Genomic DNA, 17858 nt, shown 5'->3' with positions numbered 1-17858 from the left:
CAGCTCAACGTCATGCCTCAACCTCTACTCGTGCGCTGCAGACCTGGCTGAGATGTGCGTTTACGTCTGCACCAGACTGCGTCGTTGGGTCCATTCCGGCAAATTCAATTTTGCAGGCCCGACTACTGACGCCCGACTGTAGCGCTTGCATAAAAATGACCACCCTCGCAGACCTTCGCAAGAACTATTCATGCGGCTCGCTCGATGCCGCCGATGTCGATCGCGACCCCATCCGCCAATTCGATACCTGGTTCGCCCAAGCGCTCGATGCGCAGTTGCCCGAACCGAATGCCATGACGCTCGCAACCGTCGACGCTCATGGCCGCCCGTCCGCGCGCATCGTGCTGATCAAGGGCGTCGACGCGCGCGGCTTCGTCTTTTTCACTAATTACGATAGTCGCAAAGGCCGCGAAATGGCGGCGAATCCATCGGCGAGTCTGCTGTTTCACTGGATCGAGCTCGAGCGCCAGGTGCGTATCGAAGGCCGCATCGAAAAAACCAGCGCCGAGGAAAGCGATACCTACTATGCTTCGCGGCCGCTCGGCTCGCGCATCGGCGCGTGGGCGTCCGATCAGAGTCAGCCGCTCGCGAACCGCGAAGCGCTCGAAGCGCGCGAACGCGAAATGACCGCGAAATTCGGCGACAACCCGCCGCGGCCGCCACATTGGGGCGGCTATCGGCTGGTGCCGGATGTCATCGAATTCTGGCAGGGCCGGCCGTCGCGCCTGCACGACCGCATCGTGTATTCGCGCGCAAGCGCGGACGGCCCGTGGCGCATCGAACGCCTCGCACCGTAAAAAAAACATAACGACATCGCTGCACACAGCGAAGCGACACGACAAGAAGGCACAAGCCTTCCCGAGATTTCTTGATTTTCTTTAGCGTGGAGAAACAAGCATGTTTTGGGAGAAGAAGCTGACGCAATGGGTCGAGGAAGTTCGCGACCGGGCCAACCTGCCCGCGCGCCTCGTGCTTTGGGATGGGCAGCAGCACGACTTCGGCCAGTTCGCGGCGCCGCAAGTCACGCTGCACGTAAAAAGCGCGACCGCGTTGCCTTATCTGATGGAGCCGAGTCTGGACAACCTCGGTGAGGCGTATGTGAAGGGCAAGATCGATATCGAAGGCAAGCTCACCGATATCATCAACATCGGCTATTCGCTGGCCAAGAGCACGGTCACGAGCGCGAGCAAGCTGGCGCGCGTGAGGCGCTACTTCACGCACAGCAAGGCGTCCGACAAGAAAGCCATTCAGTACCACTACGATGTGTCGAACGAGTTCTATCAGCTCTGGCTCGACAAGAATATGGTGTACTCCTGCGCGTATTTCGAGAACGGCGACGAAGACATCGACACCGCGCAGCTGAAGAAGATCGACCACATCCTCACCAAGATTCAGGTGCAGCTGGGGCATCGTCTGCTGGATATCGGCTGCGGCTGGGGCGCGCTCGTGATCCGCGCGGCGCAGAAATTCGGCGCGCAATGCGTGGGCGTCACGCTGTCGGAGAATCAGTTCAGGCTCGCCACGCAGCGCGTGAAAGATGCCGGTCTCGAGGACAAGGTCGAGATTCGTCTGCAGGATTATCGCGACGTGCCGGGCCAGTTCGATCGCATCACGAGCGTCGGCATGTTCGAGCACGTCGGACGCAAGAACCTGGCGGGTTACTTCACGCGCATCCGCGAATTACTGGTCGACGACGGCGTCGCGATGAATCACGGCATCACGTCGTCGGATTCGGAAAGCGGCGAGACGTCGCTCGGCGGCGGCGAGTTCATCGACAAATACGTGTTTCCGGACGGCGAGTTGCCGCATATCAGCCTCGCGTTGCAGACCATACAGGAAGGCGGGCTGGAAGCGGTCGACGTCGAAAGCCTGCGCCGTCACTACGCGCATACGCTCGACATGTGGGCCAACAAGTTCGAGGAGAACGCGGAAGCAGCGAAAAAGCTCGTCGACGACGAACACTTTCGCATCTGGCGCGTGTATCTGGCGGGCTGCGCCTATGCGTTCGAAAACGACGACGTGTCGATCTATCAGGTGGTGTGCCGCAAGGCGGGACGCAGCGCGAAGACCCTGCCATGGTCGCGCCGTTATATCTACGACAAGGCGCTCTGAGGAAGTCGATGCATAGGAAGGCGAACGCGGTGACGGACAGCGATGCCTCGCCTGAACGCGCCGACGCGGAGGAACAGTTCGATCTGTTCGGCGCTTCGATCAATCCCGCGCCGCCCATCGTCGCCGACAAGCCCGCGAAAACGCCGCGAGCGCGCGGCGTGCTGCCCGCGCCGCTGCAACCCGAACTCGAAGCGCTCGGCAAGCGTCTGCCCGATGCGATTCATCTCGGCACGTCGACGTGGTCGTTTCCGGGCTGGCGCGGCATCGTCTACGGCGACGAGTATTCCAACACCAAACTCTCGCGCGACGGGTTGACCGCGTACGGCGCGCATCCGTTGTTGCGCTGCGTGTCGATCGACCGCTCGTTCTACGCGCCGCGTTCGCTCGCGGAATACGCGCGCTATGCGTCGCAGGTGCCGGAGCATTTTCGCTTTATCGTGAAGGCGCCCGCCTCCGTCACCGATGCCTTCGTGCGCGGCGAACGCGGCACGCCCGATGCCGACAATCCCGCGTTTCTGAACGCGCAGCTCGCCATCGACGAGTTCGTGACGCCGTGCATCGGCGGACTCGGGGCGAAAGCGGGCGCGCTCGTGTTCCAGTTCTCGCCGCTACCGGATGCGATGATCGTCGAGCCGTCGCGTTTCATCAACCGGCTCGCGGCCTTTCTGAACGCGCTGCCGCCGCTCGATGGCGACACCTGCTACGCCGTCGAAATCCGCGATCCGACGATGCTTACGCCGCGCTTTATCCGCGCATTGCGCGATGCGAAAGTGCGCTATTGCATCGGCGTGCACGCGCGCATGCCCGACGTGCGCCGTCAGGCCAAGGCGCTCGCGATGCTCGATGAAGACAGACCGGGACCGCTGATCGTGCGCTGGAGTCTGCACAGTGGCTTTCGCTACGAACAGGCGAAGGCGAAGTACGAACCGTTCGATCGCATCGTCGACGAAGATCGCGAGACGCGCACTGCGCTCGCCGAACTGGCCGCGCAATACGCGATCGCGGGTCAGCCGGTGGTGATCGCGGCGAACAACAAGGCGGAGGGATCCGCGCCGCTCACGTGCATCGAGCTGGCGCGGGAGATTGCGGAGGAATGCACGCGGCTGACAGCGCCGCGCTAAAAGCTGAAGCTCAAGCCTTCAGCCGATGCGCGAACTTCTTGCGGAACTTGGCCACCTTCGGCCCGACGACGGCCGCGCAATATCCCTGATTCGGATTGCGCGCGAAAAAGTTCTGGTGATACTCCTCGGCCGGATAGTAGTCGTCCGCGAGCGGCGTGACTTCGGTGACGATCTTGCCGCCGTAGATATCCTCGCGTTGCAGTTCGTCGATCACTTCGAGCGCGATCTTGCGTTGATCGTCGGAAAGCGTGAAAACCGCCGAACGATACTGCGTGCCGACATCGTTGCCTTGGCGATTGAGTTGCGTCGGATCGTGCGTCGCGAAGAAAATCTCCAGCACTTCGCGGTAGCCGATCACCGACGGATCGAACACCACCTTCACCACTTCGTCGTGGCCGGTGTCGCCTTCGCAGACTTGCTCGTAGGTCGGATTCACCGTCTGGCCGCCCGCATAGCCCGATTCGACCGATTGCACGCCTTCGACTGCCAGAAAAACGGCTTCGGTACACCAGAAGCAACCGCAGCCGAGAATCGCGGTTTCGAATGTCGTCGCGTTGTGCTGGGTCATGCCCGCTCCTTGATAAGACGCATGGTCACGTACATGGATGCGCCGGCGCCATTATTCAACCGGCACGCAATCCATCGAGCTTACCGGGTTCTGCAAAGGTGCGCCGAGGCGCATTCCGCGCGGCAATGACCGTTGAACGGCGGGTGTTTGGCGTCTCGCGACAGCCGATTCCGCTAGAATCGATACAAACCTTCTGCATTTTCATGCCTTCTGAAAAAGTCCTTCCGACTGAAGCGCGACGCACGGCCGGTACGGCAGCACAAAACTAAACGACCGCCATTAGCCCGATGACAAGCGCCAAAGCCAAAACCCCGAATTTCGATCCGACAGCGTTCCGCGCCGCGCTGGGCCAGTTTGCGACCGGCGTGACCGTCATCACGACGCGCACGGATTCCGGCCAGTTGATCGGCATCACCGCCAGTTCGTTCAACTCGGTATCGCTCGATCCGCCGCTCGTGCTGTGGAGTCTCGCGACCAAATCGGCGTCGATGCCGGTATTCCGCAACAACAGCCATTACGTGGTGAACGTGCTGGCGGCCTCGCAGCTCGATCTGTGCCGGCGCTTCGCGACGCTCAAGGGCGATCGCTTCGCGGGTGTATCGCACGCGGCGGGCGATTCCGGCATGCCGGTGCTCGACGGCGCGATCGCGTGGTTCGAATGCCACAACCGCAGCCGCTACGACGAAGGCGATCACGTGATCTTCGTCGGCGAAGTGGAACGATGCGGCGTGCGCGGCCAGGACGAGCGCGTGCCGCCGCTCGTCTTTCACTCGGGCGACTTCCACACACTGGGACCGCTAGAGTCCTGACTTTCTTCAGGTGGCTTTGACCGGCGCCGCCACGCCGTTGCGTTCGGGCTGCTCGATCAGCGCGACCGGCACGCCCGCGTCGTCCTTCATGGTCTGAAGCACGATATTCGATCGGATATCGATCACGCCCGGCGCCTTGTACAGCTTCGACAGGATGAAATCCGAATAGTGCTTGAGGTTGTGCGCGAGCACGCGCAGCACGTAATGCGTATCGCCCGTCACGACGAAGGCGCCGACCACTTCCGGCCAATCCTTCACCGCCGCCGCGAACTTCTCGTGCCAGTTTTCTTCGTCGTTGCGCATGGAGACGTGTACGAACGCCTCCAGTTCGATACCTAGCCGCTCGCGATCCAGACACGCGCGGTAGCTCGCGATCACCCCTTCTTCTTCCAGCAATCGCATGCGGCGCAGGCACGCCGACGGCGACAGCGCGATGCGCTCCGCCAGGTCCAGGTTGCTGATCCGTCCATCTTCCTGCAGTACCGCCAGAATTCGGCAATCCGTTGCATCGAGCGTGAAACCAGTCATTTTTTAGTCTCCCTAGCCCATTTCATCGAATTATGTTCTAAGTGCAACGTTTTTGGGTAGTTAATTTGCAAGCACTTTTCAAGACAAGGCGACTATATTTGACGCAACTTCACACTTTCTGCTAAGCGAAATGACGTTGATCGACATTTCTCCGCCCATCGATCCCGCCACGCCGGTCTGGCCCGGCGACACATCGGTCGGCATCGAGCGCGTCTGGCGCATGGAGGCCGGATCGCCGGTCAATGTCGCGCGGCTCACGCTGTCGCCGCACACCGGCGCGCACGCCGATGCCCCGCTCCACTACGACCGCGACGGCGCGGCGATCGGCGCGGTCGCGCTCGATACGTACATCGGCGCGTGCCGGGTCGTGCATTGCATCGGCGCGCGGCCGCTGGTGTTGCCCGAACACGTCGCCGATTTTCTCGACGATGCCCCGCCGCGACTGTTGCTTCGCACCTACGCGCACGCGCCGCTCGATGCATGGGACAGCGCGTTCTGCGCCGTCGCGCCCGCGACCATCGATCTGCTGGCGAGCCGCGGCGTGAAGCTGATCGGCATCGACACGCCGTCGCTCGATCCGCAGGACTCGAAAACGATGGACGCGCATCACCGCATCCGCGCGCACGGCATGGCGATTCTCGAAGGCCTCGTGCTCGATGCCGTCGCGCCCGGCGACTACGAACTGATCGCGCTGCCGCTCAAATTCACCACGCTCGACGCCAGTCCGGTTCGCGCCGTGCTGCGTCCGCTCGCTGCCTGACGCCTTACCGATATCCGAATATAGGGACTTTTCGATGAAATTTCGTGACGAAGCCGTGTCACTCGACCGCGACGATCCGCTCGGCGCATTGCGCGAGCAGTTCGCGCTCAGCGACGACGTGATCTACCTCGACGGCAATTCGCTCGGCGTGCCGCCGAAAGCCGCCGCCGCCGTGATCGCCGACGAATGGGGCGACGGGCTGATCCGAAGCTGGAACACGGCAGGCTGGTTCGATCTGCCGAAACGGCTCGGCAACAAGCTCGCGCCGCTGATCGGCGCGCACGCCAACGAAGTCGTCGTCACCGATACGATTTCGGCGAATCTCTTCAAGATCCTGTCGGCGGCGCTGAAACTGGCCGACGCGCGCGATCCGAAGCGGCGCGTGATCGTCTCCGAGCGCTCGAATTTTCCGACCGATCTGTACATCGCGCAGGGTTTGATCGAGCAACTGGATCGCGGCTACGAGTTGCGTCTGGTCGACGATCCGGCGGAATTACCGTCCGCGATCGACGAGCACACCGCGCTCGCGATGATCACGCACGTCAACTATCGCACCGGCTACATGCACGACATGACCGCGCTGACGCAGACGATCCATCGCGCGGGCGCGCTCGCTGTGTGGGATCTGGCGCATTCGGCGGGCGCGGTGCCGGTCGATCTGAACGGCGTCGGCGCGGATTACGCGGTCGGCTGCACGTATAAATATCTGAACGGCGGGCCGGGATCGCCGGCGTTCGTGTGGGTCGCCAGGCAGCATCAGGATGCGTTCTCGCAACCGCTGTCGGGCTGGTGGGGCCACAAAAAGCCGTTCGAGATGGACCCGACGTATCGTCAGGACGACGGCATCGGCCGCTTTCTGTGCGGCACGCAGCCGATCGTGTCGATGTCGCTGGTCGAATGCGGACTCGACGTGTTTCTCCAGACCGATATGCAGACCTTGCGACGCAAGTCGCTGGCGCTCGGCGATCTGTTTATCGCGCTGGTCGAAGCGCGTTGCGGCGAGTTTCCGCTCACGCTCGCCACGCCACGCCACGCCGCGCGAGCACGCGCGACGCGGCTCGCAAGTGAGCTTCGAGCATCCGAACGGCTATGAAGTGATGCAGGCGCTGATCGCGCGCGACGTGATCGGCGATTATCGCGAGCCGCGCATTCTGCGCTTCGGCTTCACGCCGCTCTATACGCGTTTCGTCGATGTGTGGGACGCCGTCGACCTCCTGCGCGACGTGCTCGCGACGGAAAGCTGGCGTGCGCCGCAATTCGCCGAACGTTCGTCGGTGACGTGAGGAAATCGATCATGAGCGACACCCAAGGTTGCCCGTTCGGGCACGGCCCGCAAGAAGCCAACGAGAAAACCGGCTGGCACGACGCCAAGCTCGATTTCTCCGAATCGATGAGTTACGGCGATTACCTCGCGCTCGATTCGATCCTCGACGCGTAGCATCCGCGTTCGCCGGAGCACGACGAGATGCTGTTCATCGTGCAGCATCAGACCAGCGAACTGTGGATGAAGCTCGCGCTGCACGAACTGCGCGCGGCGCTGGCCGCCGTGAGCCGCGACGAATCGCAGATCGCGTTCAAGATGCTGGCGCGCGTATCGCGCATCCTCGAACAACTGGTGCAAGCGTGGAACGTGCTCGCGACCATGACGCCATCTGAATACGTCGCGATGCGGCCGTATCTCGGCTCGTCGTCGGGATTTCAGTCGCATCAGTATCGGCAGATCGAGTTCATGCTCGGCAACAAGAATGAGCACATGCTCAAGCCGCACGAGCATCGGCCGGAGGTGCACGCGCAAGTGCGCGCGGCGCTCGAAGCGCCGTCCTTTTACGACGAAGTGATCCGCATGCTGGCGCGGCGCGGCTTCGCGATCGATCCGGCGCGGCTCGCGCGCGACTGGACGCAGCCGACCACGTCGAGGCGGCGTGGCTCGCGGTGTATCGCGCGCCGAAGGAGCATTGGGAGCTGTACGAGATGGCGGAAGAGCTCGTCGATCTCGAAGACGCGTTCCGGCAATGGCGCTTTCGCCATGTGACGACGGTGGAGCGCATCATCGGCATGAAACAGGGCACGGGCGGGACGGCGGGCGCGTCGTATCTGCGCAAGATGCTCGATGTCGTGCTGTTTCCCGAGCTATGGCACGTCCGGACCGTGCTCTGAACGCGCGTCACGCGAGGCGCGCGGCGAGTGCCTTGAGCTTCGGGCCGATCGTGTCGCGAAAGTACGCCTCGCCCATCGACGATGCCGGGCCGCTGCTCGACAGCACCAGCCAGCGCCCGTTGCGCACGTCGCGGAACGGCGCGGCAATGGCGTTGACGTCGTCGTGCCATTCGCGGAAGGAATAGCAGCAGCCGTCGCGCGCGAAATCGTCGATGGCGCGGCGCGCGGCATCGACCGCTGGCGCATCGTCGAACTCCTTCAGCAGCGCCTCGCGCGCCGCCGGTTCCTGCACGGCGAGGTAGGCGCGGCCCATCGAACTCGTCAGCATCGACAGACGCGATCCGGGCGCGAGACCCAGCGTCAGCGCGGTTTCGCTGCGGATCGTCTCCAGATAAATCATGTCGAGTCCGTCGCGGCAGCCGAGCGATACCGCCGCGCCGATCTCGCGCGCCAGTTCGCGCATATGCGGGCGCGCGAGTTCCAGCGTGTCCGCGCCCGCCAGCAGCGCGAAACCGAGCGACAGCACGCCGGTATCGAGCGCGTACTTGCCCGCCGCATCGTCGAAGCGCAGATAGCCGAGCGTCGTCAGCGTGTAGGCGAGGCGATTCACCGTCGCTTTCGGCAAACCCGTGCGTTCGACGAAATCGCGATTGCCGAGCAAGATGTCGCCGGGCCGGAACGCGCGCAGCAACTCCAGCCCGCGTGCGAGCGCGACCACGAACTTGCGTTCGTCGATATCGTCCGACGAGGACAGGCGCGCGGTGTTCTGATTGGTGACGATGGACATCGGATGCTAAACTCGAAGCTGATTTGCAAAACATTGTTCCGCTTAGCGGAACTGCCGTCAAGCACCGCACGCCATTGACGATTTCAGGAGATTCCACATGGCCGACGCCACGTTCAACTGGGAAGACCCGCTGTTGCTGGACCAGCAACTGACGGAAGAGGAGCGCATGGTGCGCGATGCCGCGCGCGCCTACGCGCAGGACAAGCTGCAGCCGCGCGTGACGCAGGCGTTCCGCGACGAAAAAACCGATCCGTCGATCTTCCGCGAGATGGGCGAACTCGGTCTGCTCGGGCCGACGATCTCCGAGCAATACGGCGGTCCGGGCCTGAACTACGTCAGCTACGGTCTGATCGCGCGCGAAGTGGAACGCGTCGACTCCGGCTATCGCTCGATGATGTCGGTGCAGTCGTCGCTCGTGATGGTGCCGATCAACGCCTTTGGCAGCGACGCGCAGAAGGAAAAATATCTGCCGAAGCTGGCGCGCGGCGAGTGGATCGGCTGCTTCGGGCTGACCGAGCCGAACGCGGGTTCCGATCCCGCGAGCATGACGACGCGCGCGAAGAAGGTCGACGGCGGCTATTCGCTGTCGGGCACGAAGATGTGGATCTCGAATTCGCCGATCGCGGACGTGTTCGTGGTCTGGGCGAAACTCGAGGAAGACGGCAAGGACGTGATTCGCGGCTTCATTCTGGAGAAAGGCTGGAAGGGACTGTCCGCGCCCGCGATCCACGGCAAGGTGGGCTTGCGCGCGTCGATCACCGGCGAAGTCGTGATGGACGAAGTGTTCGTCCCCGAAGACAACCTGATGCCGAACGTGCGCGGGCTCAAAGGACCGTTCACTTGCCTGAACTCGGCGCGGTACGGCATTTCGTGGGGCGCGCTCGGCGCGGCGGAAGCGTGCTGGCACACGGCGCGGCAGTACACGCTGGATCGCAAGCAGTTCAACCGTCCGCTCGCCGCCAACCAGTTGATTCAAAAGAAACTTGCCGACATGCAGACCGAAATCACGCTCGGCCTGCAAGGCGTGCTGCGCCTCGGCCGCATGAAGGACGAAGGCACTGCGGCCGTCGAAATCACCTCGATCATGAAGCGCAATTCCTGCGGCAAGGCGCTCGATATCGCGCGGCTCGCGCGCGACATGCTCGGCGGCAACGGCATCTCCGATGAATTCGGCGTCGCGCGTCACCTGGTCAATCTGGAAGTCGTGAACACCTACGAAGGCACGCACGATATTCACGCGCTGATTCTCGGCCGCGCGCAGACGGGCATTCAGGCGTTTTTCTAAATCGTTCGTCCGATTTTTTTCGGTCGCACACAATCGAAGGGCCGGTTCGCTCGCGCGGGCCGGCCCTTCGCCGCTTGAAGAAAGAATCGACGCGATCCTGCATTTTGTAACTTTCGATCGGCGGCTGAAACTTTTACGGGTCAGATCGGCTCAACCTAGTGAAAGATGTCGATGGTTTGACGAAGATAGCGCCGGGAACGGAATCTGCGTCGAGGCGCACGGGCCGGCGGCAACCTCGTCAGCGACCGCATCTTTGGTTACGATTCGCGTAGCCTCATCGATTGGAGCCCTTCAATGTCAGAAATCAATAAGGAGCGATTCATGTCCGACATCAAAACCGTACTCGCTGACGCCGAAGATCTGTTGAAGCAAGCCGCAGCTGCAACCGGCGAGCGCGCGTCCGAATTGCGCGAAACGGCCATGACGCGTCTGAAATACGCCAAGGAAAAAGCCGCCGACGCGCAAGTCGTCGTGATCGAACGCGGCAAGAAGGCCGCGCGCGCCACCGACGACTACGTGCACGAACATCCGTGGGCGTCGATCGGTATCGCGGCGGGCATCGGCATGGTCATCGGTCTGCTGATCAACCGCAAGTAAGCGCGGGTAGATACACACGCCCTCCTCCGTCCAATGGCCCGCTGATTGCTAGTTCCTGTCTGATCGCGGTTCCATTGGACATGCCGGAAACGTCGGATCGAACCGCGAGCGCCTGCCCGGGCGCGCGGCTTCACTCTCGCGCCGGCCGGTCGCATCCTCGTTCGTCTGTTCGTGGATGCGCCGACCGGAAACACAAAAAAGCGGCAACAACGCGCTTCTCGCACTTAAGCCATGACGACAGAACGGTCACCGCAGCAATCGTCCCCCGGACCGTTGCGACGCATTCTGATCTCCGCCTTCGCCATCTTCGAGACGCGTCTTGAACTCATCGGCATCGAACTGCAGGAAGAGAAGGAGCGGCTTATCGGCGTGCTGTTTCTCGGCCTCGCCGCCATGATGCTCACGATGATGGCGCTGATCTCGCTGACCGTGCTCATCGCCATTTTCTTCTGGAACACGTATCGCTGGCAGGCGCTTGGCGGCATTACGCTGCTGTATGCGTTGATCGCGCTCGGCTGCGGCCTGCGCGCGCGCAGCAATCTTCGCGATGCGCCCAACATGTTCGACGACACGCTGACCGAATTTCGCAAGGACCGCGACACGTTTCGCTCGAACAACTGAAACGACTGAGCTTGCTTCGTTCGCCTGAAGCAAGCCAATCAGCCGATTACCCAGAGCCCGATTCACATGAGCAAACCCGACGAAGCCTTTAGAGCGCCCCATCGCAACAAGATGCAGAAACTGCGCACGCCGCACATGCGCGCGCTACGCAAGGAACTGCTGATCGCGCGCGCGGATGTCGAACGCATGGAACTGCGGCAGGCCTCGGCCGATCTGCGTTCGTCCGTCACGCACTTCAGCTTCCTGCGTTTTTTGATGCCCAAGCGCAGCAATCGCGGCTGGGGCCGGCGCGGAGCGTCGAGCGGCGGCATCATGGATACGCTCGGCGCGCTGCTCGGCGGTGGCGGCGGCATCGGCATGCTGTTCAAGCAGTATCCGATCATCGGTTCGCTTGCATCGCTGATTCTCACCAAACCGGTTCGCACGCGCGTCGTGGGCGGCGCGAAGCCGCTGCTCAAATGGGGCGGACTCGGCTTCGCCGCGTGGGAAGCCTGGCGCATCTATCAGCAGATGAAGACGACGACCACCGAAACCTCGAACGACGCCGTCGATCCCACGGTTTTCTGACGCGCTCATCCCTTCCCCGCCCAGCATGACGACGACTGCGCCGCTTCGAGCGGCGCGCTCGTGCTCGTGCGGTTCGCTCGCAATCCCGTTGCATCGATCACGAACGTGCCGCAGGCGTCGTTCTGCATCGCGCCGAACGCGATGGGCGCGGCTTCGATCGAATAGCCGCCGTTCGTCGCGGATTCGGGCAGAAGCGTGAGCGCGTAGTTCGCCGCGCCGTTCGATGGCGCGCGATCGAGTCCCATCGGCAATGCGATCGATTCGCCGCCGGCCGTTTGCGTCAGACGCGCGGTTTCGACGAACTGCACCGCGCGCATCAGCGCCGCCGCCGCATCCAGCCGATGCGCCTTCGCGACATGCGCGCGATACGCCGGAATCGCGTACGTCGCGATGATCGCCGCGACGCCCAGCGCGATCATCAATTCCAGCAGGCTGAAGCCTTGGCCGATTCGTTTCATCGTCACCTCAGAAGGGTTTGGCGACCACGCGCCGCCAGTGCCGCGCGCCGGTTTCGTCGATGCGCAGTTGCAGCCACGCCTCCGAATCCGCCGTAACGCCGAAGCCGCGCGCGGTGATCAGATACGACGCGCCGGCATCGGAGCGCGGCCATGTTTCGATCAGACATTGCGGCGCGCGACGCGCGTAAGGCCACTCGGCGAACGGCTGAATCGCCAGCGCGGACGCGCCTTCGAACGACGCTTTTCTGCGCCATTGCACAGGCTCGCGCGACGACGATGCTGCGGGCAACGCGGCATCGAGCAGACGGCTGCAGCGGATCAGCGCGCTGTCGGCGGCATGAAACGCCTGCACGCGCTTGCGCGACGCGACCGTCGCGCGCGCCGATGCCAGCGAGGTTTGCAGCCATGCGGTCGTGGTCACGAGCATCATCGCGGCGAGCAGCAGGACGATGGGCAGCGCGACGCCGCGATTGCGGGCGCAGCGCGTCATGGGCGGACCGCCACGGCATTGCGGATCGCGACGCGACGCCAGAACGCCTGACGCGCGCGGCCATCGTCGGCGACGGCCGATGCGCCGTTGCAGTCGACGTACGTGGCGCGCCGCTTCGCTTGCTGCGCATAGCCGCGCACGATCACGCAGACGTCCGCCGCGTAGGCTTCGCGCCATCGATCGCGCGGAATCGCCGCTGCCGACACCGCGTTCGATGCCCCCGCGAGCCAGTACGTCACGCCGATGCGCTCGATGCCTTCGACGATCGGTTGCGCCTGCTTGCCGCTGCCTTCGCAATACAGTTCGGGCTCGCCGCTCGACGTGCTCGGCTTCGCGTAGAACCGGTTGGTGACGAACGCATCGGTGATGGCTTGCCCGAGGCAATCGGTCGGCGCGCCGGCGGACGTCGGCCAGGTCGCGATCGCGTCCGCGCTGTATCGCACCTGAACGCCGTCGGAATGGCTCGACAGCGATTCGCACGTCGCCGACGAATCCGCGCCGGTCACGCGCCCTTGCGAGCAGCCGAAAAGCGGCGCATCGGCGGTATCGAAGCCCGCCATTTGCAAGTGCTGCGCGAGCAGATCGAGCGCGACGACACCGGCATCGTGAATACGCGCGGCGTCCGTCGCGCGATCGAACACCGCCCGCTGCGCCCGATACAGCGACAGACACGCCGCCACGATCAACAGACCGAGCGCCAGCGAAATCGTCAGTTCGAGCAGCAAGTGGCCGCGCTGTCTGAAGCGAGGCGCGTTCATCGTGCGAAGGCCAGCGCGATGCAGGCCGTATGCGGTTCGGGACAGGCATCGCCATCGTCGGCGGCGCGCCAAGTTACCGTCGCGACATGCACGCCGTCCGCGCGATCCGTGACGTCGATCGAGCCGGACGGCAGCATCGCGGCCGCGCGCGTTCGCCACTGGGAGACGATCGCCGCGCGATTCGCTTCGTCGCGTATGCCTTCGGCGAGCGAATCCGCGATCAGCACGGCTCGCGCGCGTTCCAGCGCCATGCGCTCGCCACGCGCGAGCGCGCTTTGCACGGCGATCAGCCCGAGCGCGGTGATCGCCGTCAGCGACAGCGCGATCATCACTTCGATCAGCGAATCGCCTTTCTCGATGCGCGCGCCCTTCATGCCGATGCCCCGCACGCGCCCTGCGTGATGCGCGGACGTCCGCCCGCCGCGAGCCGCACGCAGCGCCGCGCCGCCGCGTTCGACGCCGCATCCGCGCCGCGCGGGGCGAAATCGAAGCTGCGAAAGCCGCCGATCACCTGCCCCGATGGCGGCGTGAACGATAACTCCGTCGACGTCCCCGCGATCGCGATGGGCGTCATCGCGGGTTGCATACGCAGCAGCATCGGCGCGCCGTCGCGATCGACGAACACGCCCCAGCCGCACGACCAGTCGGTCGCGCCGTTATCGCACGCCTTGCCGCTGGCGAGACAGCGGCGCGCGGCATCGATCCGGCATAGCGTGACGCGCACGCCGCGACGCATCGCTTCGGCGCGCGCGAGCGACAGCGTGGAAAACAACGCGCGCGCCCGCGCATCGACCTGATCGCGCACATGCCACGCGACGAACGACGGCGTCGCGAAGACGGCGAGAATCGCCATCACCGCGAGCACCGCGCAGAGTTCGATCAGAGTGAAACCGCGATTCATCGGGATACCTTATCGATCAATTGAGCCGAAGCACAATCTAGCGATAAAAACCGCGCGCCGCCATTAGCCGAACGGACGAGTGTTCAACGCGCGCAAGACGCGGCAGACTCGCCGTGCGAACGACTCAAAACAGTCAAGGAATGGATGATTGCGGAAAGATTCAGCGCTTGCGAGCCGCGGCTTTTTTGGGCGCGGTGCGACGGAATTCCTCGAGCACGTCTTCGAACTCGGAGACATCCTCGAAGCGCTTGTAGACCGATGCGAAGCGCACGTACGCGATGGTGTCGAGCTGGCGCAACTCGTTCATCACGAGCTCGCCGAGACGCTCGCTCTGGATTTCGCGTTCGCCCGTGCCGAGCAACTGATATTCGATGCGCGATGCCGCGGCATCGATCGCATCCGCCGCGACCGGCCGCTTGCGCAGCGCCAGCTTCATGCTCGCGACGATCTTGCGGCGATCGAACTCGGCGCGCGTGCCGTCCTTCTTGACGACGGACGGCAGCGCGAGTTCGACGCGTTCATAGGTGGTAAAGCGCTTGTCGCAGGAAGGACAGCGCCGCCGCCGCCGGATGGCCGCGCCATCCTCCGACACGCGAGAATCCACGACCTGGGTGTCTTCGTGTCGGCAGAATGGGCAGCGCATCGGGGCTTGTCGGCTTATGGATTAACGATAGACCGGGAAACGCTTGGTCAGCTCGGACACTTGCGCGCGCACGCGTTCGAGGTTGGCCTGGTCTTCCGGATTGTCGAGCACGTCCGCAATCAGATTCCCGACGATCTCCGCTTCCTTCGTGCCGAAGCCGCGCGTGGTCATCGCGGGCGAACCCAGACGCACGCCGCTCGTGACGAAGGGCTTTTCCGGATCGTTCGGAATCGCGTTCTTGTTGACGGTGATGTGCGCGGCGCCCAGCGCGGCTTCCGCCGCCTTGCCGGTAATCTTCTTCGCGCGCAGATCGACCAGCATGACGTGGCTTTCCGTGCGACCCGAGACGATGCGCAGACCGCGCTTGACCAGCGTTTCGGCCAGCACGCGCGCGTTCTCGACCACGGCCTTCTGATACGTCTTGAATTCCGGCGACAGCGCTTCCTTGAACGCGACCGCCTTCGCGGCGATCACGTGCATCAGCGGACCGCCCTGAATGCCCGGGAAAATGGCCGAGTTGATCTGCTTCTCGAATTCCGCCTTCATCAGGATGACGCCGCCGCGCGGGCCGCGCAGGCTCTTGTGCGTGGTCGTCGTCACAAAGTCGGCGAACGGCACCGGATTCGGATACACGCCCGCCGCGACCAGACCCGCGTAGTGCGCCATGTCGACCATGAAGTAAGCGCCGACCGCCTTGGCGATCTTCGCCATGCGCTCGAAATCGATCTTCAGCGCAAACGCCGACGCGCCCGCGACGATCAGCTTCGGCTTGTTCTCTTGCGCGAGCTTTTCGAGCTTGTCGTAGTCGATGTCTTCGGCTTCGTTCAGGCCGTAGCTGACCACGTTGAACCACTTGCCCGACATGTTGACCGGCGAGCCGTGCGTGAGGTGGCCGCCTTCGGCCAGGCTCATGCCCATGATCGTGTCGCCCGGCTTCAACACGGCGAAGAACACGCCCTGGTTGGCCTGCGAGCCGGAGTTCGGCTGCACGTTGGCGGCTTCCGCGCCAAACAGTTGCTTCACGCGGTCGATCGCGAGTTGCTCGACGATATCGACGTATTCGCAGCCGCCGTAATAGCGCTTGCCGGGATAGCCCTCGGCATATTTGTTGGTGAGTTGCGAACCTTGCGCGGCCATGACCGCCGGCGAGGTGTAGTTTTCCGACGCGATCAGTTCGATGTGATCTTCCTGACGGCAATTTTCCAGATCGATCGCCTTCAGCAATTCGGGATCGACGTTGGCGAGGGTACTTTCGGCTCTGTCAAACATACGTTTTCCGTTAGATCAAAACAGGTTGACTGGGTCACGCGGTCGCAAAAACCGCTGGAAACCGATGGAGTCCAGACGCGGCGGATGAGGGATGAATCCGAAATCGCGGAACGGACAGCCACCGGCTCCGTGAAAACGGCGCGCGGATCTCAGCTGCCCAGGCGAACGGCAAAACGACGCTCAGCGCTTCCTGGTGGGTTGCTCCACCTTGGATCCGAAGATCCTATCGCCAGTCACGCGGGGTTGTAGGGTAGCCCCCCTTCCTTCCGGAAGAGGGGCCCCCTAAGAACCGTACGTGCGAGTTTCCCCGCATACGGCTCAAGCCTTACCAAAGTCCTTACTATTGCAGGGCCGGCTTAGTCACCGCAATATTACCAGCATGCACCTGCTGGTGGCAGTTAGGATGGAGCAATACGCGGTTGGAGAAAGCGTCTGACCCGCCAAGCATCCGATACACCAGATGATGGTCATGCCATCCGGTCTCGTCCGTGAGAGCACAGCCGCAATGTGCACAGAGGCCTCCCTGCGAGAGGTACAACGTTGCCCACTGCCGCCGGTATCGCATCGAGTGAGCCATGCGTCCCTGCCGTAACTCTTCGCCGTACTGTTCCCACACGGGGTCAAAGGGGTTGTAGGCACCCTTGACCTTGTTGTGACGCCGGATCTCTGTACCAGGCAAATCGTACAGATCCAACAAACCCATACTGCCATCACTTTGTGGCATTGGGATCGCAAAAACCCAATTTCGAGAGCCGAGGGCATGGAAATACTTCTTCCGCACCCATTCGACGCCCTTATTGGGGTGTCTGCGTTTCGACCACCGCCAGAGTCGTCTGAAAATCAGGTACTCCATGCGGCTGTATGCCTGCTTGGCTACTACAGGACTGTGATACTGCGCCCAGCCACGTAGCATCGGATTCAGCAGGTCGATCAACTCTTCCTGCCTCACCGTTTTGTTGTTGCTGATTGCTTCCGCTACCTTCCGGTAGAACGCTTGCGCGTTCTTCTTACTCGGCTTGATGAGTAGTTTTCCCGAGTACTTACGGAAATGCCACCCAAGGAAGTCGAAGCCAACATCAATGTGAGTGATCCGCGTTTTCTCCTCAGAGAGTTGCAAACCCCGAACAGCTAGGAATGCCTCAATCCAAGGTCTGACTACATTCCCCAGCGTCTCTTGCGAATCGCCGGTTATAACGAAGTCGTCCGCATAGCGCACAACATTTACTTTCAGCTTCTTCGTCTTCGTGCGCCCAAATCGCTCTTCTAAGTGAGCAAGGAGGTCGCGCTCCAACGCATTCAGCGTCACATTAGCAAGCGTCGGGGAGATCACTCCACCTTGCGGCGTGCCTGCGGTTGTCGACTGCAACTGGCCCTCGTACACCAGGCCAGCCTTCAACCACTTCTGGAGGATGCCTTTGTCCATCGGG

Annotated in this window: 21 protein-coding genes, 2 pseudogenes and 1 riboswitch; of the genes and pseudogenes, 12 read left to right on the top strand and 11 right to left on the bottom strand. The window is 62.9% G+C overall.

Features of this window, described 5'->3' with window-relative positions; genetic code table 11:
- Nucleotides 1–155: 155 nt before the first annotated feature.
- From pdxH to BVER_RS18075, 3 genes are all read left to right on the top strand, one after another.
- Complete coding sequence (gene pdxH / locus BVER_RS18085; RefSeq protein ID WP_050454489.1) at nucleotides 156–797, top strand: pyridoxamine 5'-phosphate oxidase; 642 nt, start codon at nucleotides 156–158, stop codon at nucleotides 795–797.
- Nucleotides 798–897: 100 nt separating this feature from the next.
- Complete coding sequence (locus BVER_RS18080) at nucleotides 898–2112, top strand: class I SAM-dependent methyltransferase (RefSeq protein ID WP_050454488.1); 1215 nt, start codon at nucleotides 898–900, stop codon at nucleotides 2110–2112.
- A gap of 8 nt (nucleotides 2113–2120) precedes the next feature.
- Nucleotides 2121–3233 (top strand): DUF72 domain-containing protein, encoded by a 1113-nt coding sequence (locus BVER_RS18075; RefSeq protein WP_050454487.1) that lies wholly within the window; start codon nucleotides 2121–2123, stop codon nucleotides 3231–3233.
- A gap of 10 nt (nucleotides 3234–3243) precedes the next feature.
- On the opposite strand, the gene msrA is transcribed toward BVER_RS18075, so the two are convergent.
- Complete coding sequence (gene msrA / locus BVER_RS18070) at nucleotides 3244–3801, bottom strand: peptide-methionine (S)-S-oxide reductase MsrA (protein WP_050454486.1); 558 nt, start codon at nucleotides 3799–3801, stop codon at nucleotides 3244–3246.
- Nucleotides 3802–4088: 287 nt separating this feature from the next.
- On the opposite strand from msrA, the gene BVER_RS18065 reads away from it, so the two are divergent.
- Nucleotides 4089–4610 (top strand): flavin reductase family protein, encoded by a 522-nt coding sequence (locus BVER_RS18065; RefSeq protein WP_050454485.1) that lies wholly within the window; start codon nucleotides 4089–4091, stop codon nucleotides 4608–4610.
- 6 nt (nucleotides 4611–4616) lie between these two features.
- On the opposite strand, the gene BVER_RS18060 is transcribed toward BVER_RS18065, so the two are convergent.
- Nucleotides 4617–5138 carry an Lrp/AsnC family transcriptional regulator gene (locus BVER_RS18060; protein WP_050454484.1) on the bottom strand — a complete coding sequence of 174 codons (522 nt, stop codon included), beginning with the start codon at nucleotides 5136–5138 and terminating at the stop codon, nucleotides 4617–4619.
- Nucleotides 5139–5268: 130 nt separating this feature from the next.
- Here BVER_RS18060 and kynB point away from each other — a divergent pair, with 130 nt between their 5' ends.
- From kynB to BVER_RS18045, 4 genes and pseudogenes are all read left to right on the top strand, one after another.
- Nucleotides 5269–5898 carry an arylformamidase gene (gene kynB / locus BVER_RS18055; RefSeq protein ID WP_050454483.1) on the top strand — a complete coding sequence of 210 codons (630 nt, stop codon included), beginning with the start codon at nucleotides 5269–5271 and terminating at the stop codon, nucleotides 5896–5898.
- Nucleotides 5899–5932: 34 nt separating this feature from the next.
- Nucleotides 5933–7181, top strand: a pseudogene (gene kynU, locus BVER_RS18050) (kynureninase).
- Between the two features lie 11 nt (nucleotides 7182–7192).
- The gene (locus BVER_RS34060; RefSeq protein ID WP_232316618.1) at nucleotides 7193–7336 is read left to right on the top strand and encodes a hypothetical protein; all 144 of its coding nucleotides are present in this window, start codon (nucleotides 7193–7195) and stop codon (nucleotides 7334–7336) included.
- A 27-nt stretch (nucleotides 7337–7363) separates the two neighbouring features.
- A pseudogene (locus BVER_RS18045) lies at nucleotides 7364–8055 on the top strand (tryptophan 2,3-dioxygenase).
- A 7-nt stretch (nucleotides 8056–8062) separates the two neighbouring features.
- Here the strand turns inward: BVER_RS18045 and BVER_RS18040 are convergent.
- Nucleotides 8063–8842: an IclR family transcriptional regulator gene (locus tag BVER_RS18040; RefSeq protein ID WP_050454482.1), complete on the bottom strand. Its 780-nt coding sequence runs from the start codon at nucleotides 8840–8842 to the stop codon at nucleotides 8063–8065.
- 97 nt (nucleotides 8843–8939) lie between these two features.
- On the opposite strand from BVER_RS18040, the gene BVER_RS18035 reads away from it, so the two are divergent.
- The 4 genes from BVER_RS18035 to BVER_RS18020 all read left to right on the top strand — a co-directional run bounded on the left by BVER_RS18035 (nucleotide 8940) and on the right by BVER_RS18020 (nucleotide 11912).
- Nucleotides 8940–10127: an acyl-CoA dehydrogenase gene (locus BVER_RS18035; RefSeq protein ID WP_050454481.1), complete on the top strand. Its 1188-nt coding sequence runs from the start codon at nucleotides 8940–8942 to the stop codon at nucleotides 10125–10127.
- 294 nt (nucleotides 10128–10421) lie between these two features.
- Entirely contained in the window at nucleotides 10422–10724 is a 303-nt protein-coding gene (locus tag BVER_RS18030; protein ID WP_050454480.1) for an ElaB/YgaM/YqjD family protein, read from the top strand.
- Nucleotides 10725–10955: 231 nt separating this feature from the next.
- Entirely contained in the window at nucleotides 10956–11345 is a 390-nt protein-coding gene (locus BVER_RS18025; RefSeq protein ID WP_050454479.1) for a phage holin family protein, read from the top strand.
- 66 nt (nucleotides 11346–11411) lie between these two features.
- Nucleotides 11412–11912 (top strand): DUF3318 domain-containing protein, encoded by a 501-nt coding sequence (locus tag BVER_RS18020; protein WP_050454478.1) that lies wholly within the window; start codon nucleotides 11412–11414, stop codon nucleotides 11910–11912.
- Between the two features lie 5 nt (nucleotides 11913–11917).
- Here BVER_RS18020 and BVER_RS18015 read toward each other — a convergent pair whose 3' ends face one another.
- From BVER_RS18015 to BVER_RS17980, 8 genes are all read right to left on the bottom strand, one after another.
- The gene (locus BVER_RS18015; RefSeq protein ID WP_050454491.1) at nucleotides 11918–12370 is read right to left on the bottom strand and encodes a type IV pilin protein; all 453 of its coding nucleotides are present in this window, start codon (nucleotides 12368–12370) and stop codon (nucleotides 11918–11920) included.
- A 7-nt stretch (nucleotides 12371–12377) separates the two neighbouring features.
- Nucleotides 12378–12860 (bottom strand): pilus assembly PilX family protein, encoded by a 483-nt coding sequence (locus BVER_RS18010; RefSeq protein WP_050454477.1) that lies wholly within the window; start codon nucleotides 12858–12860, stop codon nucleotides 12378–12380.
- Entirely contained in the window at nucleotides 12857–13618 is a 762-nt protein-coding gene (locus BVER_RS18005) for a PilW family protein (RefSeq protein WP_050454476.1), read from the bottom strand. The genes BVER_RS18010 and BVER_RS18005 overlap by 4 nt, the downstream gene beginning before the upstream one ends.
- Nucleotides 13615–14007: a type IV pilus modification PilV family protein gene (locus BVER_RS18000; RefSeq protein ID WP_232316617.1), complete on the bottom strand. Its 393-nt coding sequence runs from the start codon at nucleotides 14005–14007 to the stop codon at nucleotides 13615–13617. Before BVER_RS18000 ends, BVER_RS18005 begins: the two co-directional genes overlap by 4 nt.
- On the bottom strand, nucleotides 13989–14519 hold the full coding sequence (locus tag BVER_RS17995) for a GspH/FimT family pseudopilin (protein ID WP_050454475.1): 531 nt from the start codon (nucleotides 14517–14519) through the stop codon (nucleotides 13989–13991). Before BVER_RS17995 ends, BVER_RS18000 begins: the two co-directional genes overlap by 19 nt.
- A gap of 160 nt (nucleotides 14520–14679) precedes the next feature.
- Complete coding sequence (gene nrdR / locus BVER_RS17990) at nucleotides 14680–15162, bottom strand: transcriptional regulator NrdR (RefSeq protein WP_050454474.1); 483 nt, start codon at nucleotides 15160–15162, stop codon at nucleotides 14680–14682.
- A 21-nt stretch (nucleotides 15163–15183) separates the two neighbouring features.
- A complete protein-coding gene (gene glyA, locus BVER_RS17985; RefSeq protein WP_050454473.1) occupies nucleotides 15184–16431 on the bottom strand; it encodes a serine hydroxymethyltransferase in 1248 nt (415 codons plus the stop codon).
- Between the two features lie 148 nt (nucleotides 16432–16579).
- A riboswitch (ZMP/ZTP riboswitch) is annotated at nucleotides 16580–16678 on the bottom strand.
- Nucleotides 16679–16771: 93 nt separating this feature from the next.
- Nucleotides 16772–17858 (bottom strand): group II intron reverse transcriptase (locus BVER_RS17980; protein WP_198155291.1); only part of this gene is annotated, 1087 nt, incomplete at its 5' end.

The sequence above is a fragment of the Candidatus Burkholderia verschuerenii genome, from assembly GCF_001189365.1.
Lineage (GTDB): Bacteria > Pseudomonadota > Gammaproteobacteria > Burkholderiales > Burkholderiaceae > Caballeronia > Caballeronia verschuerenii.
The sequence above is the reverse complement of the archived record's forward strand: the minus strand, read 5'-3'. Positions and strand labels throughout refer to the sequence as shown.

Excerpts from the sequence above, each read along its gene's own strand:
- BVER_RS18030 (WP_050454480.1), top strand. The coding sequence starts at position 10,422 with ATGTCAGAAATCAATAAGGAGCGATTCATGTCCGACATCAAAACCGTA.
- BVER_RS18010 (WP_050454477.1), bottom strand. The coding sequence starts at position 12,860 with ATGACGCGCTGCGCCCGCAATCGCGGCGTCGCGCTGCCCATCGTCCTG.
- BVER_RS18035 (WP_050454481.1), top strand. The coding sequence starts at position 8,940 with ATGGCCGACGCCACGTTCAACTGGGAAGACCCGCTGTTGCTGGACCAG.
- pdxH (WP_050454489.1), top strand. The coding sequence starts at position 156 with ATGACCACCCTCGCAGACCTTCGCAAGAACTATTCATGCGGCTCGCTC.
- BVER_RS18015 (WP_050454491.1), bottom strand. The coding sequence starts at position 12,370 with ATGAAACGAATCGGCCAAGGCTTCAGCCTGCTGGAATTGATGATCGCG.
- BVER_RS18040 (WP_050454482.1), bottom strand. The coding sequence starts at position 8,842 with ATGTCCATCGTCACCAATCAGAACACCGCGCGCCTGTCCTCGTCGGAC.
- BVER_RS18065 (WP_050454485.1), top strand. The coding sequence starts at position 4,089 with ATGACAAGCGCCAAAGCCAAAACCCCGAATTTCGATCCGACAGCGTTC.
- BVER_RS18025 (WP_050454479.1), top strand. The coding sequence starts at position 10,956 with ATGACGACAGAACGGTCACCGCAGCAATCGTCCCCCGGACCGTTGCGA.
- BVER_RS17995 (WP_050454475.1), bottom strand. The coding sequence starts at position 14,519 with ATGAATCGCGGTTTCACTCTGATCGAACTCTGCGCGGTGCTCGCGGTG.
- kynB (WP_050454483.1), top strand. The coding sequence starts at position 5,269 with ATGACGTTGATCGACATTTCTCCGCCCATCGATCCCGCCACGCCGGTC.
- BVER_RS18075 (WP_050454487.1), top strand. The coding sequence starts at position 2,121 with ATGCATAGGAAGGCGAACGCGGTGACGGACAGCGATGCCTCGCCTGAA.
- glyA (WP_050454473.1), bottom strand. The coding sequence starts at position 16,431 with ATGTTTGACAGAGCCGAAAGTACCCTCGCCAACGTCGATCCCGAATTG.
- BVER_RS18020 (WP_050454478.1), top strand. The coding sequence starts at position 11,412 with ATGAGCAAACCCGACGAAGCCTTTAGAGCGCCCCATCGCAACAAGATG.
- BVER_RS18060 (WP_050454484.1), bottom strand. The coding sequence starts at position 5,138 with ATGACTGGTTTCACGCTCGATGCAACGGATTGCCGAATTCTGGCGGTA.
- BVER_RS18005 (WP_050454476.1), bottom strand. The coding sequence starts at position 13,618 with ATGAACGCGCCTCGCTTCAGACAGCGCGGCCACTTGCTGCTCGAACTG.
- nrdR (WP_050454474.1), bottom strand. The coding sequence starts at position 15,162 with ATGCGCTGCCCATTCTGCCGACACGAAGACACCCAGGTCGTGGATTCT.
- BVER_RS34060 (WP_232316618.1), top strand. The coding sequence starts at position 7,193 with ATGAGCGACACCCAAGGTTGCCCGTTCGGGCACGGCCCGCAAGAAGCC.
- msrA (WP_050454486.1), bottom strand. The coding sequence starts at position 3,801 with ATGACCCAGCACAACGCGACGACATTCGAAACCGCGATTCTCGGCTGC.
- BVER_RS18080 (WP_050454488.1), top strand. The coding sequence starts at position 898 with ATGTTTTGGGAGAAGAAGCTGACGCAATGGGTCGAGGAAGTTCGCGAC.